Here is a 13,147-nt window from a genome sequence, read left to right as displayed (position 1 = left end):
CCGCTTTTTCATTTGGAAAGCCTTCTGATACGAAAGCGCTGTTTTGCCTTTCTCTGAATGAGGGCTGTATCCGTCTCGGGCAGAATTGGTATAGTGAAGCATCTCCAGCAAAAGTGCGAAGCGGTTTTGCGTTGGACAATGCGAAAAGACAAAGACAGAGCATTTCCAGCAAAAGTGCGAAGCGGTTTTGCTGGGGGTAATATGTAAGAACAAAAGTTAGAGCATATGCTCTCGGCCTCGGCTCTGTTGTGGAGCGGCTGAATGAAGGAGTTATGACTGTGGCAATCAAGACGGTAGGGGTGGTCGGCGCAGGACAGATGGGCAGCGGTATTGCTCATGTATGCGCGCTGGCCGGGTTCGATGTGCTTCTTCACGATGCGGCAGCGGACCGGCTGGAAAAGGGCATCGCCACCATCAATGGCAACATGGCGCGTCAGGTTGCCTCAGGCAAACTGCTGGAAGACCAACGCGCAGCGGCGATGAAGCTTATCCGTCCGGCAAATTCCATGGAGGATCTGGCGGGTGTCGATCTAGCCATCGAAGCGGCAACGGAAGACGAAACCGTCAAGCGCAAGATTTTTGCGCAGCTTTGCACGGTTCTGAACCCCGAAGCGATTCTCGCAACCAACACGTCGTCGATCTCGATCACACGTCTCGCATCCACGACCGACCGTCCAGAGCGTTTTATCGGCATTCATTTCATGAATCCCGTTCCTGTGATGAAGCTTGTCGAACTGGTGCGCGGCATCGCAACGGATGAGGAAACCTTCCGCAAGTCGAACGATTTCGTGACCGCGCTTGGCAAGACGATAACCGTTGCCGAAGATTTTCCGGCCTTTATTGTCAATCGCATTCTGTTGCCGATGATCAACGAGGCCATCTACACGCTTTATGAAGGGGTCGGCAGCGTCGAAGCTATCGATACAGCCATGAAGCTAGGCGCCAACCACCCGATGGGGCCGCTACAGCTCGCCGATTTCATTGGCCTCGATACCTGCCTCTCCATCATGCAGGTTCTGCACGACGGGCTGGCGGATTCCAAGTATCGCCCGTGCCCGCTTCTGGTCAAATATGTCGAAGCAGGCTGGCTGGGACGCAAGACGGGTCGCGGCTTTTACGATTATCGTGGTGAGCATCCGGTTCCGACGCGGTAAGGCGCTTGAACTTTTGAACATGAAAGGCCGGTTAAAACCGGCCTTTTTTAATTGTGGCGACAATTCGCGACCTGTGGAAAAGCTTCAACATCCTTACCATTAACTTACCCTTAACCATAAGGGTTCAGAGCTTATTCATCTTTGATTGTTAAAGTTTTCATTAAGATGTTCGGAAATGAACAACGTTTCAGAGCCCGGTTAGTCGGGACAGGACGGGCATCCATTCCGAACAGCATGTTTTTTGACGAAGGTGAAGACGATGAGCATTCTTGTTCAGCTGCGTGACAGCGTTAATGTCATCCGCGAGTTCGTTGCACCGAGCTACAGGCCCGAGCGCCATTATATGCGCGGGCCAGGCCCGGCTTGCGCCGCACGCACGCACCATTGATATGAGCGCATAAAGCCTCCGTTTGCTTGGCGAACGGACCGGCATTTAAAAAAGTAAAGCCAGAACGGTTCACCGCTCTGGCTTTTGTTTTTGGCCACCGCGTGTGAGTGCGGATTATTCCAGACCTTCAAACAATGCCGTCGAAAGATAGCGTTCGGCAAAGGACGGAATGATGATGACGATGTTCTTGCCGGCGTTTTCCGGGCGCTTGCCGATTTCAACAGCGGCGGTCAGAGCCGCGCCGGAAGAAATGCCGACGGGAATGCCTTCGAGACGGGCCAACAGGCGTGCATTGGCAAAAGCGTCTTCGTTGGAGACCTGAACAACCTCATCATAGATGCTGGTATCGAGCGTCTTCGGGGCGAAGCCTGCGCCGATGCCCTGAATTTTGTGCGGGCCGGGTGCGCCACCGGAAAGTACCGGTGAATCCTTCGGTTCCACGGCGATCACCTTGAAGGACGGCTTGCGCCCCTTGATGACTTGACCGACACCGGTAATCGTGCCGCCGGTGCCGATGCCGGAGATCAGGATATCTGCTTCACCATTGGTGTCGTTCCAGATTTCCTCAGCCGTCGTGAGGCGATGGATTTCCGGGTTGGCCGGATTTTCGAACTGCTGCGGGATGATTGCGTTCGGGTTGCCTTCTGCAATGGCTTCTGCTTCCGCGATAGCGCCCTTCATGCCTTTTGCGCCTTCGGTCAGAACCAGTTCGGCACCGAGAAGCTTCAAAAGCTTGCGGCGTTCCACCGACATGGTTTCCGGCATGGTGAGAACGAGGCGATAACCCTTGGCCGCAGCAGCAAAAGCCAGCGCGATACCGGTATTGCCGGAAGTCGGCTCGACGAAGACTGTCTTGCCCGGCACGGCGCGACCGTCGCGTTCCAGAGCTTCGATCAGCGCCAGACCGATACGGTCCTTCACACTGGCCAGAGGGTTGAAGAACTCCAGCTTGGCCAGAAGATTGGCTTCCACGCCCTTTTCCTTGGCGAACTTGTCAATGCGCACGAGCGGTGTATTGCCGATTGTGTCGAGGATGGAATCGTAAACGCGGCCACGGCCTGCGGTCTTACCAGCTTGTGGTTCGTTCAGGGGCTTGTTCATGGCGTGATCTCCCTATTTGTCGCGCAAAGTTTAAGTGGAAACTGCGCAAAAGCATAGTTGGGTACGTGCGCCCGGCACATCAAGTTTAGAAATTTATTCTTTATAATTGAATAAATTGGAAGTAAATTCCATCATAATTGGGAGGGAGCGTATTAGCTTGGGGTAAAGCTTGATTGATCCGCGTCAATGCGTTGCGACGGGGAGGCGCGCATCATCGGGTATCAGGCAGCCAGGAGAACATGAATGTACAAGAACATATTGATCGCAACCGATGGATCGGAACTCGCTGAGAAAGGCGTCGACCAAGGCGTTGCGCTGGCCAAGGAAACAGGCGCAAAGGTTATTTTCGTGTCCGTGACAGAGCTTCTGCCATCCTATGGCATTGTGGTTGCGGCTGAATGGGCGTCGAGCCCGGCGGCATTTCAGGAATATCGCGAGGCCATCACCAAAGCGGCCACCGAAATTCTGTCGAAGGCCAAAGCCAAGGCAATGGAAATCGGCGTTAGTGCTGAGGCCGTGCATGTCGAAAATCAATCTCCGGCGCAGGGCATTGTCGAGGCTGCGAATGCCAAGAATACCGATCTGATCGTCATCGCATCGCATGGCCGTCGCGGCGTGAACAAATTATTGCTGGGAAGTCAGGCAGCTGAGGTGTTGTCGCTCAGTACCGTGCCGGTGCTGGTCATCAAGTAATCGACGGCTATGCGCGCCTCTGCCGGCATCGCAGCGATTTCTCTAAAAGGCATAACAACGCAAGAAGATTCCTGAATACCTCTGTTAAGCTCCTCCTGTCCGAATACGGACGGGAGGATTTTCTCAAGGAGGTATTCATGACTGCGCCACGGCCTTCAAAGACCATGTTGGGCAATCATCCGCTTCATCCCGAAACGCAGATGCTCAATTATGGCTACGACCCGGAGCTTTCCGAAGGAGCGGTCAAGCCACCGGTATTCCTGACGTCGACTTTCGTTTTCAAGACTGCCGAAGACGGACGCGATTTCTTCGATTTCGTTTCCGGTCGCAAGGAACCGCCTGCCGGTGTCGGTGCTGGTCTCGTCTATTCCCGTTTCAACCATCCCAACAGCGAGATCGTTGAAGATCGCCTCGCGGTCTATGAAGGCACCGAGAGCTGTGCGCTGTTTTCTTCCGGCATGTCGGCCATTGCCACGACGCTGTTTGCTTTTGCACGCCCGGGCGATGTCATTTTGCATTCGCAACCGCTCTATGGCGGCACGGAAACGCTCCTTGCAAAGACGTTTCTCAATTTCGGCGTTGAAGCCGTTGCTTTCGCCGATGGCGTGCACGAAGCCTCGATAGAACAGGCAGCCGACGAGGCTGTTCGCAAGGGACGTGTTTCGGTGATTCTGATCGAGACGCCTGCCAACCCGACCAACAGCATTGTCGATATTGCCGCCATCCGGTGTGTCGCGGAAAAGATTGAACAAAAGCAGGGGCATCGTCCGATCATTGCCTGCGACAATACCCTGCTCGGCCCGGTCTATCAGAAGCCTCTCGACCACGGTGCTGATCTTTCGGTCTATTCGCTGACCAAATATGTCGGCGGACATTCGGATCTGATTGCCGGGGCAGTGCTGGGTGCCAAGGCTGTTGTAAAGCAGGTCAAGGCATTGCGTGGTGCGATCGGCACGCAGCTTGACCCGCATTCATGCTGGATGCTGGGTCGCTCGCTTGAAACGCTCGGACTTCGCATGGAACGCGCCAACAACAACGCGCAGGCAATTGCGGAATTCCTGCGCGATCATCCGAAAGTGGAGAAACTGCATTATCTCCCATTTGAGGATGAGAATTCGGACGTTGGTGCTTTGTTCAAACGCCAGTGCAGTGGTGCGGGGTCGACCTTCTCCTTCGATATCAAAGGCGGGCAGGCGGCGGCATTCCGCTTCCTGAATGCGCTTCAGATATTGAAGCTTGCTGTCAGTCTCGGCGGTACGGAATCGCTTGCAAGCCATCCTGCCGCGATGACCCATTCGGGCGTTCCCGTCGATGTAAGAGAGCGTATCGGTGTGCTGGAATCAACGATCCGACTTTCCATCGGCATCGAGCATCCCGACGATCTGATTGCCGATCTGGCGCAAGCGCTTGAAGCAGCGTGACAAGAAAATTTGTGGTGGAATGAATGGTGCGGGTGGTCGGAATCGAACCGACACTCCTTTCGGAACCGGATTTTGAGTCCGGCGCGTCTACCAGTTCCACCACACCCGCACATTTCTGCCGAAGCAGTTCGATATGGTCCAAAGGGACAGCGGGTTGGGATATACCGGCTAAACGAAACGAGGTCAATTGCTCAAAAGTGCAGCTTTCACTCCTCTTCAGACAGACGGCTGAAAGGGTAAGAAGTAACGACGTGTGATTCAATCAACCGCTCATCGTCACGGCAGCGTTCCAGTCAACAAGCCCGTTCCTGATCGTGTCAGGCGCAGCAGGCTTTATGTGGTTGCGCGGCTTTGAGATAAGCCGCCGTCATCTATCTGCGCAAGTTCGCTTCAACCAGATTCCAGAAGACCAGCAAGGCTATGAAGCCCAGCAGGACGTAATCCAGCGTGCTGACATAGTGAAAATATTCCATGGCGCATCTCCTTCCCCGGGAGGGCGCGATAGCGTTTGAGCCAGACGGAAGCTTTTATAATTATCCGGGCTTCGGACACTTGTTCAAAGTGCCGGATTGCACCGGTGCGGACCTCCTCTTCCGCCTGTCCATGCGCTCTCCCAAGGCAAAGTGTATCACGCTTTGTCGGATGGCTCAAATTATTGGTTTGGCTAATATAATCAGCCATCTGCGCGCGATGCCAAATGTCCTAGTTCGAGGTTGCGACATTGGCTTTCCGGCAGTTGGCAAAGCGGTCGAGCGCCTGATCATAGGCTGACGTTTTCACGCCCATCATGCCGATGACCGTGTGGAACAGATTGTCGTGCGAAGAAGGGGCGGCAGCATCCTGTTTGACGCAAGCCGTGTCGAGCCTGGTGGCGTTCGCATAGTCCGGCGAGAACCACGCGACGAATGGGATGTGTGTCTGGACGTCAGGCGCGATGAAATAGGGCGCTGCATGCAGATAAAGACCATCTTCGCCCAGCGATTCGCCATGGTCGGACATATAGATCATGGCGGGGGCAAAACGGTCTTCGCTTGCCTTCAGGACGTTGATGATCTTCGATAATATATGATCAGTATAGAGGATCGAATTGTCGTAGGCATTGACGATCTGGTCCGTCGTGCAATCGGAAAATTCGCTCGTGCGGCACTCTGGTTTGAACTTGGCGAATTCCGGCGGATAACGCCGATAATAGGATGGTCCGTGACTGCCTGTCATGTGCAGGACAATCGTGGCATTGTCATTAACGTCCTTCAGGTGGTCACGGAGCTGGTCGACCAGAATTTGGTCAAGACATTCGCCGCCTTCGCAATATTGCGCATTGTTTGAATTCTGCAGGTCGACCGTCGGTATGCGGTCCGAAACGCCCTTGCTGCCGGTATTATTCTCGTACCACGCAACCTGCACGCCGGCATGATTGAGGAGGTCCATCAGATTTTCCGAGCTATGGAACTTGGAGCTCGAATATTCCTCGCGCGGAAAGGGCGAGAACATACATGGCACGGAAACGGAGGTGTCCGTGCCGCAGCTTGTTGTGTTTGGAAAGGTAACGATATCCTGCTGCTTCAGTTCGGGATTGGTCTCACGCGGGTAGCCGTAAAGGCTGAAATTCTGGGCGCGTGCCGTTTCGCCCACCACGATAACGGTCAGGAGCTTCTTGCCGGATGCTATCGGCGGCAACGCCTGTTTTGCATCGAGGCCGAGCGGCTGCATGACGATCTGCCTGTCATTCAGGTCACGCACGATATATTGCACGGTGCTCTTGAGCGGTGTGCCGGGCATCAGCCGTTCCATGATGTCGGAGCGGTGTTCGCGGTACATCGAGGAGAAGCTGCCGTAATCGGAGCCGATAAGCGCGATTGCGATGGCCAAGCAGACGATGATCGAGACAGTATTGACCAGAAGCTTCTGCAGCAAAGGCCGGTGCTTCACACGGACCCAGATGATGAAAAGCGTGGGAACGACAGCATAAAGCAGCATATGCAGCAGAAAGCCCGTCGTTATCAGATGGCCCGACTCTGCCTTTGTCGTTGTGAGCGTTGCCTCGACCACATTGCGATCGATGATCGTGCCGAAAGTATCCGTAAAATAGGCCCCACCTGCGGCCACCCATATTGCGAAAATGAGAACAGGCTTGATGACATATTTTGCCGAGAAGGCCATCAGCACGGCGATATGGATGAGAAGGATGGCCGCTGCCCCAACAACCAGCTTTTGCGGATGGTCGGAAAAGTAGGCGATCAGCCGCTGCCAGAAGGAGCTATTGGTGAAAGCGAGGAGATAAAATGCGGTCAGGACGCAAAGCGTGCCGCTGGCGATAGTCGGGCGTGGAAATCGCATTCCTGAACCTTCAAAATTCCGAAGTGGCTGTTGAGGATGGAGCTTCGCAGGGCTTCCGCAAAACTGCAATCGCAACATTCTTGCCGGATAATCCAGCATCGGAGATTCAGGACAGCGATTTCTGGGCTTTTTTAAGGTCGCTTAAACTTGCCCCTACTTCCTCTCGGTGAAGCTGCGGATGCGATTGCGCACGATGCGGGCCAGATTGCGAGTTCGCTGATAAAGATGAATCTGCGAGGCAGCCTGACGGACGAGCTTATCCGTGGACGGGTTGAGGCCAATCACCAGCGTTTCGATTGTCTCACGCTTGTCGAACAGCCGCATCATGACCGGATGATCGGGGACGGCGCAGGAATCGGTGCGGTTGATGTTGGGATCGTTCAGATGGTTCTTCACGACTTCGATCATGAGAAGTACGCCGGGCGACCAGGCGTTCAGGCTTTCGTCATAAGCTGTTTTCCAGGTCCAGGCTTCTCCTGAAACCGTAAAGACGATCAAAATGGCGATAACCCGTCCGTCGAGCTCAAGCGTGTGCACGCGCACGCAGTCGCGTTCAGCAAGATTGTTGACTGCCTCGCGGGCGAAAGCCGCGCGAAACCGGTCGACTGCCATGGCGGTGCCGCGTTTGCCTTTCCAGCCACTCGCTTCCAGCGTCAGGAAATGTTCGAACGCGTGACGCACATCGTCGGGCGTGCGGGCGACGCGATAGGCAAGCTCGCCCTTTTCGGCCAGCCTGCGCCACAGGCGATTGTAATCCCGGCGATGGTGTGCACCGATTGCTTGCTTGATATAGGCGTCGCCGTCCAGATCGCTCTCGAGAAAGGGACGCTCCTTCTGCTCTATGGCGACCAAAGGCAATTGGCGGCCCACCGCCACAGAACGGATCAGTTTTGCCGCCGGGCCGTTAGCCCGCATTTCCGGCAGCACAAGCACATTAGGCAATTTGAGATGCCTGCGCGCCAGAATGTCGAACAGGTCTTCCAGCACGCCGACAGGGTCATCGTGATCGATCAGTGGCGTGCCCTGCGGCCCGAACGGTGTCGACCATGCACGGATTACCGGTGTTGAAAGCGGCAAGCCAGGGCGTTCGATCGTATAGGGCATGACGAAGCGCAGGCGGCTGCGGATTTCGTTTTCGTCGCGCATGACCATGAAGCGAACTTCGCGATCCTCTAGGCGCGGCATGGCTGGCGCCAGAAATCGTGCATTGAAGAACACGTTCGGTTCGATGGTCCGGTTGCTCAAGTGATCGAGCTCGTCGCGCAGTTCGAAGCCTGCTGCGGCGCCGTAGATTGCGAGTTTGCGCGGTATATCGCGGCTGTGAAGGCTTTCCTCCAGCTTTTTGACAGCTTCATGCGCCAAACCGCTCTCGGAGAGTTCCGAAACGATGTGAGCTGCATTTCCGCCTGCCGATTCTTCAAGCAAAGGTTTCGCGGCCATTACAAAGTCCCCTCCGAGGTCTTGGTACGGTCTCGTGGAATGAGAATGAACATAGTTATGTGCAAGGTGCGTGATACGGCTGCCGAAAGAAGTGCCGCTTCCATCAGCATGGCAATAGCTGTCGAAATGGCGGCGCCTGTCAGGCCGAAGCGTGGTATCAGAACGAGATTGAGAATAACGTTGACAGCAAGTGTCACGGCATAAAGGAGCGCGCAGATATTCTGCTTTCCCGACATGTTGAGGAGGCTTTCTGCGGGGCCGACGCTGGCACGTGCGATCACCCCGATGATCAGGATGAACAGAAGCGGATAGCCCGCTGTGAAGGCCGGACCGAAAAGCCGCAGAAGCGGATAGCCCGCCAGCAGAATGACGGCGCCCAGAAACAGCGTCGGCCAGAACGTCCAGCGGACGGAGGCCTCGGCAAAACTTGCAAATTCGGCGCGATCGCCACTGTGCAGCAGGTCCGAATAACGCTGGGCGACGCTGGCCTTTACTGCGAAATAGACGAAATGGGCGAGCGCCATGATCTTCGTAGCCGCAAAATAGATCGCGACATGCTCGGGGTCGAGCGCGTGGCCAACCATCAGAACATCGACATTGATGAGTAGGAAGAAAAAGCCTTCCACGAGGAAAATCGGCAGGGCAACTTTCATCCATTCGCCAAGACGCTGGTCACGCGTTGCGGCGGGAATATCTTTTTCCAGTGAGCGGTCGACGGTCAGAAATTGTCCGACGGTGGTCAGCCACGTTGCGGCAATCGATACTGCCAGCGCGATAGTTGCACTGGAAGGTAATCCCGCTTCATGTGCGATGATCATGAACAGGAGAACCAGAAGTGGGCGGACGATATAGCTTGGCGTCAGCGCCATCATCACCCAGGTGCGCGAGCGCGCAATGCCATCCAGCATATTGCCGAGCGTAATCATTGGCAGGCAGATGAAGCCGAGGATGAACGGCACGAGATAATAGCTTGTGACATGGTCTTTGAGCAGGAGCAGCAGGCCTGCACCCAGAAGCGCGATAAATGTAGCGGCTGCAAAAGCGAAGACGCGTCCGGTCCCGATGATCCCGCGCACGAGGCCGAACATTTGGCGCTGCATATATTCCGGTACGAAGCGGATAATCGTGGTGTGCAGTCCGAAACAGGCCAGATCGCCGATAATTATCATGGTCAGCCAGACGAGGACGAAGATGCCGTACTCGAATTCCCCCATCCAACGGGCGAGAATAACCTGAGACAGGAGAGCAATAGCAGCGCTCGCAACGCGCACGGAAAAGGCGACGAGGGAAGAGCGCTGCGCGCTTGCCTGCGGTCCGCTATCCGTAAGCACGGCATCCAGCCGCTCCGTCACGGGACGAAGCCTGGCTGCGATCCTGCCGGGTAGAAACCGGCTCGCTGTTTCAGCTGCCGAAAACCGCACTGTTTGCCAACCCTGTCTTTGCAAGCCTCTTGGGGCCTGCTTGTTTAGCACCGGATAACCCGGCTTTCACGCCTATGCTTTGTTGGTCATGAGGCGCATGAAAACCTTAGACAGGAGTTCTTTATAAAGAGAAAAAGAAAAAGTCTAATCTGCCGAAGGTCGCAAGACTTCAAGGAATGGTGAGTATTTCCTAAACGACATCTATATTTGAAGCATCTAAAATAAAGCAAGTCATACAACTGCTCGCGGTGCATATCGATGTCCATCGTGTGCTAGAAAACACAAACCCCGGCAAATGGCTTGCCGGGGTTTGTTCGATAGATGCGATGATGAGCTCGGCTCACATCACTCGAAAGCGCCGTGGCAGTGCTTGTACTTCTTGCCGGAGCCGCATGGGCAAGCCTCGTTGCGGCTGACCTTACCCCATGTGCGCGGGTCGGCCGGATCGCGTTCGGCAGCAGGCACATTGCGTTCGTCATGCTGATGGTCGGACCAGCTCGCTTCGTCGAAATCGTTTTCGCCGGTGGTGCTGTCGATATGACGGCCGGTCATCGGCGGCAGTTCCGGTTCCGGCGGTGCTTCGCGAACGATCTCGACGCGCATCAGCTGCGAGATAACGACTTCGCGCAGGTTGGCAAGCATCGACTGGAACAGTTCGAACGCTTCGGTCTTGTATTCGTTCAGCGGATCGCGCTGGGCGTAACCGCGGAAACCGACGACCGAACGCAGATGGTCGAGATTGACCAGATGCTCACGCCAGAGATTGTCCAGCGACTGCATGATCACGGACTTTTCAACGTAAGTCATGATCTGCGGGCCGAAGCGTTCGGCCTTCTCGGCAGCAGCCTTGTCCGCGGCTTCCTTGATGCGGTTCTCGAACTCTTCTTCCGCGATGCCTTCTTCCTTGGCCCAATCCTCGACCGGCAGGTCGAGATTGAGCTTGGAGATGATGTCTTCCTTGAGGCCGGCAATATCCCACTTTTCCGCATAGGCGTCCTTGGGGATGCGCAGCGCGACCATGTCCTCGATGACCTCATGGCGCATTTCGCCAACAGTCTCGGTCAGGTCCTCTTCGTCCATCATTTCCAGACGCTGTTCGAAGATCACCTTGCGCTGATCGTTCATGACATCGTCGTATTTCAGAAGGTTCTTGCGGATTTCGAAGTTGCGGGCTTCGACCTTCTTCTGCGCCTTTTCAAGCGCCTTGTTGATCCACGGATGGACGATGGCTTCGTCTTCCTTGAGGCCGAGCTTCTGCAGCATGCTGTCCATGCGGTCGGAACCGAAGATGCGCATCAGATCGTCCTGCAATGACAGGAAGAACTTCGAACGGCCCGGATCGCCCTGGCGGCCCGAACGACCGCGCAGCTGGTTGTCGATGCGACGGCTTTCGTGGCGCTCGGTGGCGAGAACGTAAAGCCCGCCTGCGGCCAGAGCCTTTTCCTTCAGCTGTGCAATGTCAGCCTTGATTTCCGCGATCTTGGCATCGCGCTCGGGACCTTCCGGTATATCGGAAAGTTCCTGACGAACGCGCATTTCCAGATTGCCGCCAAGCTGGATGTCGGTACCGCGACCAGCCATGTTGGTGGCGATGGTGACGGTTCCGGGCACACCTGCCTGTGCGATGATATAGGCTTCCTGCTCGTGGTAGCGAGCGTTCAGAACCTGGAATTCCTTGATACCTTCCTTGCGAAGGCGTTCGGCCAGTTGTTCTGATTTTTCGATCGAGGTCGTGCCGACGAGGATCGGCTGGCCCTTCTCGTGCGAGGCGCGGATATCGCGCACGATGGCGCGGTATTTTTCCTCGACGGAGCGATAGACTTCGTCGTCTTCATCGATGCGCTGGACCGGCAGATTGGTCGGAATCTCGAGCACTTCGAGGCCATAAATATTGCCGAATTCTTCCGCTTCCGTCGCAGCCGTACCGGTCATACCCGACAGCTTGTTGTACATGCGGAAGTAGTTCTGGAAGGTGATCGAAGCCAGCGTCTGGTTTTCCGGCTGGATGGTCACATGTTCCTTGGCTTCCAGCGCCTGGTGAAGGCCTTCCGAATAACGGCGGCCTGGCATCATGCGGCCGGTGAATTCGTCGATGATGACGATTTCGTCATTGCGGACGATATAGTCCTTGTCGCGCTGGAAGAGCTTGTGCGCGCGAAGCGCATTGTTCAGGTGGTGCACGACCGCGACATTCTCGATGTCGTAGAGGCTTTCCCCCTTGAGATGGCCTGCGGCTTCCAGGAGCTGCTCAACCTTCTCGGTGCCGACTTCGGTGAAGATTGCCGTCTTCTGTTTCTCGTCGATTTCAAAATCTTCCGGCTCAAGGGCTGGAATGAAGGTGTCGATGAGGTTGTAGAAGTCCGAACGGTCTTCCAGCGGGCCGGAAATGATGAGCGGCGTGCGCGCTTCGTCGATGAGGATCGAGTCCACTTCATCGACGATGGCGTAATTGTGCGGGCGCTGCACCATCTGGGCGCGCTCATATTTCATGTTGTCGCGCAGATAGTCGAAGCCCAGCTCGTTGTTGGTGCCATAGGTGATGTCGCAGGCATAGGCCGCGCGGCGCTCATCGTCGTCGAGGCCGTGCTTGATAACGCCGACGGTCAGGCCGAGGAAGTTATAGAGCTTGCCCATGGTTTCGGCGTCGCGGGTGGCGAGGTAGTCGTTGACCGTCACCACGTGTACGCCCTTGCCCTCAAGCGCATTGAGGTAGACCGGCAGGGTCGCCATCAGCGTCTTGCCTTCACCGGTGCGCATTTCCGCGATGCCGCGTTCGTGCAGAACCATGCCGCCGATCAGCTGCACGTCGAACGGGCGCATACCGAGTACGCGCTTCGCAGCTTCACGTGCCGTAGCGAAAGCGTCGGGCAGAAGAGAGTCGAGCGTCTTGCCTCCAGCCAGCGCCGCACGAAATTCGGCGGTCTTGGCCTGCAATTGCTCATCGGTAAGATTTTCGTAATTCTTCTCGATAGCAGTAATTTGATTTGCCCGCTGGCGCAGGGTTTTAACGCGGCGGTCATTGGATGAACCGAATATCTTGCGGGCGAAACCGCCAAAGCTGACCATCACTGGTCCTTTCCTGTCCGTTCAGCCGGAAGCGCTTCCGGCAATGTCGAATGCTTTATTCACGCGTATTGAAACAATTGCAAGAAAACTGCGCTGCGAAAGCTGCCCGTTACGGCGCATTTCCGG

At 55.7% G+C, this 13,147-nt stretch carries 9 protein-coding genes and 1 tRNA gene; 4 read left to right on the top strand and 6 right to left on the bottom strand.

All coding sequences use genetic code 11. The features are described from left to right. Positions 1 to 278 precede the first annotated feature (278 nt). Both KWJ32_RS04850 and KWJ32_RS04845 read left to right on the top strand, forming a co-directional pair. A complete protein-coding gene (locus KWJ32_RS04850; RefSeq protein ID WP_012091188.1) occupies positions 279 to 1,154 on the top strand; it encodes a 3-hydroxybutyryl-CoA dehydrogenase in 876 nt (291 codons plus the stop codon). Positions 1,155 to 1,413: 259 nt separating this feature from the next. After that, positions 1,414 to 1,542: a hypothetical protein gene (locus KWJ32_RS04845; protein ID WP_255362115.1), complete on the top strand. Its 129-nt coding sequence runs from the start codon at positions 1,414 to 1,416 to the stop codon at positions 1,540 to 1,542. Between the two features lie 114 nt (positions 1,543 to 1,656). Here the strand turns inward: KWJ32_RS04845 and cysK are convergent, their stop codons facing one another. Further along, the gene (cysK, locus tag KWJ32_RS04840) at positions 1,657 to 2,643 is read right to left on the bottom strand and encodes a cysteine synthase A (RefSeq protein ID WP_010657514.1); all 987 of its coding nucleotides are present in this window, start codon (positions 2,641 to 2,643) and stop codon (positions 1,657 to 1,659) included. Between the two features lie 243 nt (positions 2,644 to 2,886). Here cysK and KWJ32_RS04835 point away from each other — a divergent pair, with 243 nt between their 5' ends. Next, the gene (locus tag KWJ32_RS04835; protein ID WP_012091190.1) at positions 2,887 to 3,336 is read left to right on the top strand and encodes a universal stress protein; all 450 of its coding nucleotides are present in this window, start codon (positions 2,887 to 2,889) and stop codon (positions 3,334 to 3,336) included. 137 nt (positions 3,337 to 3,473) lie between these two features. Beyond that, complete coding sequence (locus KWJ32_RS04830; RefSeq protein ID WP_012091191.1) at positions 3,474 to 4,757, top strand: cystathionine gamma-synthase family protein; 1,284 nt, start codon at positions 3,474 to 3,476, stop codon at positions 4,755 to 4,757. A gap of 24 nt (positions 4,758 to 4,781) precedes the next feature. Here the strand turns inward: KWJ32_RS04830 and KWJ32_RS04825 are convergent. The 5 genes from KWJ32_RS04825 to secA all read right to left on the bottom strand — a co-directional run bounded on the left by KWJ32_RS04825 (position 4,782) and on the right by secA (position 13,021). Continuing rightward, positions 4,782 to 4,866 (bottom strand) — tRNA-Leu (locus KWJ32_RS04825). A gap of 593 nt (positions 4,867 to 5,459) precedes the next feature. Next, a complete protein-coding gene (locus tag KWJ32_RS04820) occupies positions 5,460 to 7,094 on the bottom strand; it encodes a phosphoethanolamine transferase (RefSeq protein ID WP_012091192.1) in 1,635 nt (544 codons plus the stop codon). A gap of 153 nt (positions 7,095 to 7,247) precedes the next feature. Beyond that, complete coding sequence (locus KWJ32_RS04815; protein WP_012091193.1) at positions 7,248 to 8,534, bottom strand: GNAT family N-acetyltransferase; 1,287 nt, start codon at positions 8,532 to 8,534, stop codon at positions 7,248 to 7,250. Then, positions 8,534 to 9,955, bottom strand: coding sequence for a lipopolysaccharide biosynthesis protein (locus KWJ32_RS04810; protein WP_167387115.1), 1,422 nt, complete (start codon positions 9,953 to 9,955; stop codon positions 8,534 to 8,536). Before KWJ32_RS04810 ends, KWJ32_RS04815 begins: the two co-directional genes overlap by 1 nt. Positions 9,956 to 10,300: 345 nt before the next feature. Continuing rightward, positions 10,301 to 13,021, bottom strand: a complete 2,721-nt coding sequence (gene secA, locus KWJ32_RS04805; protein WP_012091195.1) for a preprotein translocase subunit SecA — start codon at positions 13,019 to 13,021, stop codon at positions 10,301 to 10,303. Positions 13,022 to 13,147: the final 126 nt, after the last annotated feature.

The organism is Ochrobactrum sp. BTU2, from assembly GCF_024539785.1.
Taxonomy (GTDB): Bacteria; Pseudomonadota; Alphaproteobacteria; order Rhizobiales; family Rhizobiaceae; genus Brucella; species Brucella anthropi.
This window is presented reverse-complemented; position numbering and strand designations above follow the sequence as displayed.

What these genes read in the sequence shown, in the direction of transcription:
- secA (WP_012091195.1), bottom strand. Translation starts at nt 13,021, where the DNA reads ATGGTCAGCTTTGGCGGTTTCGCCCGCAAGATATTCGGTTCATCCAAT.
- KWJ32_RS04845 (WP_255362115.1), top strand. Translation starts at nt 1,414, where the DNA reads ATGAGCATTCTTGTTCAGCTGCGTGACAGCGTTAATGTCATCCGCGAG.
- KWJ32_RS04820 (WP_012091192.1), bottom strand. Translation starts at nt 7,094, where the DNA reads ATGCGATTTCCACGCCCGACTATCGCCAGCGGCACGCTTTGCGTCCTG.
- KWJ32_RS04815 (WP_012091193.1), bottom strand. Translation starts at nt 8,534, where the DNA reads ATGGCCGCGAAACCTTTGCTTGAAGAATCGGCAGGCGGAAATGCAGCT.
- KWJ32_RS04835 (WP_012091190.1), top strand. Translation starts at nt 2,887, where the DNA reads ATGTACAAGAACATATTGATCGCAACCGATGGATCGGAACTCGCTGAG.
- KWJ32_RS04830 (WP_012091191.1), top strand. Translation starts at nt 3,474, where the DNA reads ATGACTGCGCCACGGCCTTCAAAGACCATGTTGGGCAATCATCCGCTT.
- cysK (WP_010657514.1), bottom strand. Translation starts at nt 2,643, where the DNA reads ATGAACAAGCCCCTGAACGAACCACAAGCTGGTAAGACCGCAGGCCGT.